Source organism: Vibrio sp. 10N.261.52.A1 (assembly GCF_002876325.1).
Lineage (GTDB): Bacteria > Pseudomonadota > Gammaproteobacteria > Enterobacterales > Vibrionaceae > Vibrio > Vibrio chagasii.
Genome location: NZ_MCYD01001242.1, coordinates 1 through 2,804, shown reverse-complemented (window position 1 = coordinate 2,804; position 2,804 = coordinate 1). Strand labels below are relative to the sequence as shown.

Genomic DNA, 2,804 nt, shown 5'->3' with positions numbered 1-2,804 from the left:
CCATCAATATGAATAAGACTGCATGGTAAACTGCTTTTATAAAAAAGCAGGAATAAAGAATGATTACTAAGGATAGAGATTCAAAAATCGACAACAGTCTTCAACAGAAAGCTGGCGCAAAAGTAGAGCAGGATGTCGCGTTTTACTTACGCAGAGAGTTTGGAGATGCAAATGACATCTTCATTATCAATGACCTACGCATACAGTTTAAAAATGAAACAGCTCAGATCGATCACTTAGTCCTTTATAACAAAGGATTTATCATTATTGAGTCGAAATCGATTCGCGGTGAGGTTAAGGTCAACAATCAACTCGAATGGAGCCGAACCGTAAGAGGGAAATGGACAGGAATGCCCTCACCTATCGAGCAAGCTAAGTTGCAAACCAAACTATTGAAAGCACTTTTAAATGACAACGCTAAGTCGTTATTAGACCGAATTGCATTTTTACAAGGGTACTTTGGTGGTCGCTGTTGGGATCAACTCTGTGCCGCGTCCAATGACGCTCTAATCGATCGAACTTCTATCCCTAAAGATATATCGAAGAAGCTCATTAAAGCCGAATCTATTGGTAGCAGCGTTAAGAGTCTCATCAAAAAGCACCGCGTAGGTTCAATACTAAATCCGAATCCTACGTTTAATCGTGATGAACTGTACCGCCTAGTTCACTTTCTAAACGAACAACATGTGCCTACGTCTTCTCCGGCTCCCAAAGTACATATCGCAGAATTGAGCGAAACTGAAAAGGTAGACTTGCTTCCAGCTCAAGAAACAATTGAAGAGGCCAAAGTTCCACAAATAAGGCATGGTTTTAATTGTAAGAAGTGTCAAAGCCCTCAGACCGAGCCGAGGTATGGAAAGTATGGGTATTACGTCTACTGCCCACAATGTAAGGTGAATACTGCAATGCGTATTAGTTGCCATTCTTGCCAATCTAATTCAGCCAAAGTCAGTAAGAAAAAGAACACGTACTCAATAGCATGCTCTTGTGGTGAAGGAACTCAAGTCGTATTTCCTTAATCTAATAATTCGGAATCCGAATTACAACGCAATTTAAAGCGATGCGGATTCCGAATTCCCCCAAAACTAAACAACTAACACGAATCACTTCTGGCCACTTTTCGGCATAACCTCAACAGGGGGTACTTGGTGCCAAATAATGTCACTTGTGCCTGTATAGATTTTTGTTGTTTTAGCGTTCGCATGCGCCATTCGCTCGGTAGCACTCTGCCCTTGCTGTTCAATCATCCGGGCAGCTAGTCCTCGAATTTCATGATAGGTCGGCCTTAACGATTTCTTTAGGTGACTATAAAGCCCTAATGAGTCTCGAACCTTACTGAACTCTTTACTTATATTGTGGTGATGTACTTGGTAAAGATGGTCCGTCTCTTTTGAAATACCACGTTGCTGCTGTTTGGGTTTACGGTGAACGATATAAGGACAAATCAATCTCGATGTTTTAGAAAGATCGACAATGTCTTTAATCGTCTGAGTGACCGGAATGGCGACAGTGGAAGCATCGGACTTTTTCACCTTTTCTCGATGAACATAAAGCATTCCATACACTGCATGCCCATCCACATACTCCACCTCTTTGTCAGGGTTCCATAGAATCCCACAAACGCCTTCCCGTGGTTTGTATATACGATAACGAAGCCTATAGATCTCTCTCACAGCATGAGTCGTCTCAAGTGTTAAGCTCATTGCGACCTTAAGAAACAGTGGCGCTGCATCGTAGACCTTTTGGTAGTTTTCGATATCTAGGTCGTGGCGAGCTTTTGTGTAATCTTCTCTGGTCAATCGACGCTGTTTTTTATTGAGTACAAAATTACTCTCAATAGCGCTCTCATCAGCAAGGTAGGAAAATACCTTTTTAAGGTTACTGATCTTATTATTGAGCTGACGATTACTTAACTCTGAATAGTATTTAGAAAGGAACTCATTGATGTGCTGTAACTTGATCGATTTGGTTGGCAACCGCCCCATGAACTCATCAAGGCGGTAACAGTCCCTTTCCAAATTTCGATAAACGTCTTTGGAAAGCCGTTCTTCTTTCTTCACACGAGACAACACTAATGGAAGCCACTCTTTTAAAGGCCGATTGAATTTGTCCTTACGGCCTTTAGAGACAGCTTTGCGAAATGGGGTCATCTCAGAAAGGGAAAACGCGCTTCCTAGCTCAGGACGATATTGCAAGTTGTAAACATGCGCAGCTTGTATCGCTTCTTGCTCTACAGTCCCGATAGGAAATAGCTTTTTCACACCATCTACGGTTGTAAACCGAAATCGAGATTGCCCCCTATGGCTCATTTTCACCAAGAATGGAGGATAATGAGCCGTTTCTTTGCTTCTAGCTCTACCAACCATTTATGACTCCAAGAACCTTAAAAGTTCACTCACTCTGTCTGCAGGGTTCCCAATCTCGTCGTCAACACAGACTAAATATCGGCCCGTTGGCGTTCTAGTGCCCTCGAGCTTGCCATGTTTAATCCAGTTTATGATGGTAGTATTGCATATCCCTGAATCAGGGTAAAACTCATCAATAAATTGTCTAGGTCTGATTTTACGCGTCGCCATGTCGTTCTCCTTACCTTTCTCACTACATGAAAATTAAGATTTTTCATCTACTGGTAGAAAAACTATGCACGATTTTTTCAGTGACATTCTATTTGCGCAGCAATTAACGAAAAGGATTCCCGAAGCGTAAAACGATTCAACGAATCGATTTCAAGCCCACTTTAGGGTGGACTAATACAGTAGTGCCAAGTTGCTAATCTATTGATTTTATTTAACTATTTCATTGGT

3 protein-coding genes are annotated in these 2,804 nt (G+C 41.7%); 1 reads left to right on the top strand and 2 read right to left on the bottom strand.

Going from position 1 to position 2,804, the window contains the following annotated elements; genetic code table 11:
- Positions 1-59: 59 nt before the first annotated feature.
- Positions 60-1,019 (top strand): nuclease-related domain-containing protein, encoded by a 960-nt coding sequence (locus tag BCT81_RS26225; RefSeq protein WP_102426359.1) that lies wholly within the window; start codon positions 60-62, stop codon positions 1,017-1,019.
- An 84-nt stretch (positions 1,020-1,103) separates the two neighbouring features.
- On the opposite strand, the gene BCT81_RS26220 is transcribed toward BCT81_RS26225, so the two are convergent.
- On the bottom strand, positions 1,104-2,366 hold the full coding sequence (locus BCT81_RS26220) for an integrase (protein ID WP_016788799.1): 1,263 nt from the start codon (positions 2,364-2,366) through the stop codon (positions 1,104-1,106).
- Positions 2,367-2,576: a hypothetical protein gene (locus BCT81_RS26215; protein WP_010434910.1), complete on the bottom strand. Its 210-nt coding sequence runs from the start codon at positions 2,574-2,576 to the stop codon at positions 2,367-2,369.
- Positions 2,577-2,804 lie beyond the last annotated feature (228 nt).

Bases quoted from the DNA above. Each gene is read 5' to 3' on its own strand.
- BCT81_RS26215 (WP_010434910.1), bottom strand. From the start codon at position 2,576: ATGGCGACGCGTAAAATCAGACCTAGACAATTTATTGATGAGTTTTAC.
- BCT81_RS26220 (WP_016788799.1), bottom strand. From the start codon at position 2,366: ATGGTTGGTAGAGCTAGAAGCAAAGAAACGGCTCATTATCCTCCATTC.
- BCT81_RS26225 (WP_102426359.1), top strand. From the start codon at position 60: ATGATTACTAAGGATAGAGATTCAAAAATCGACAACAGTCTTCAACAG.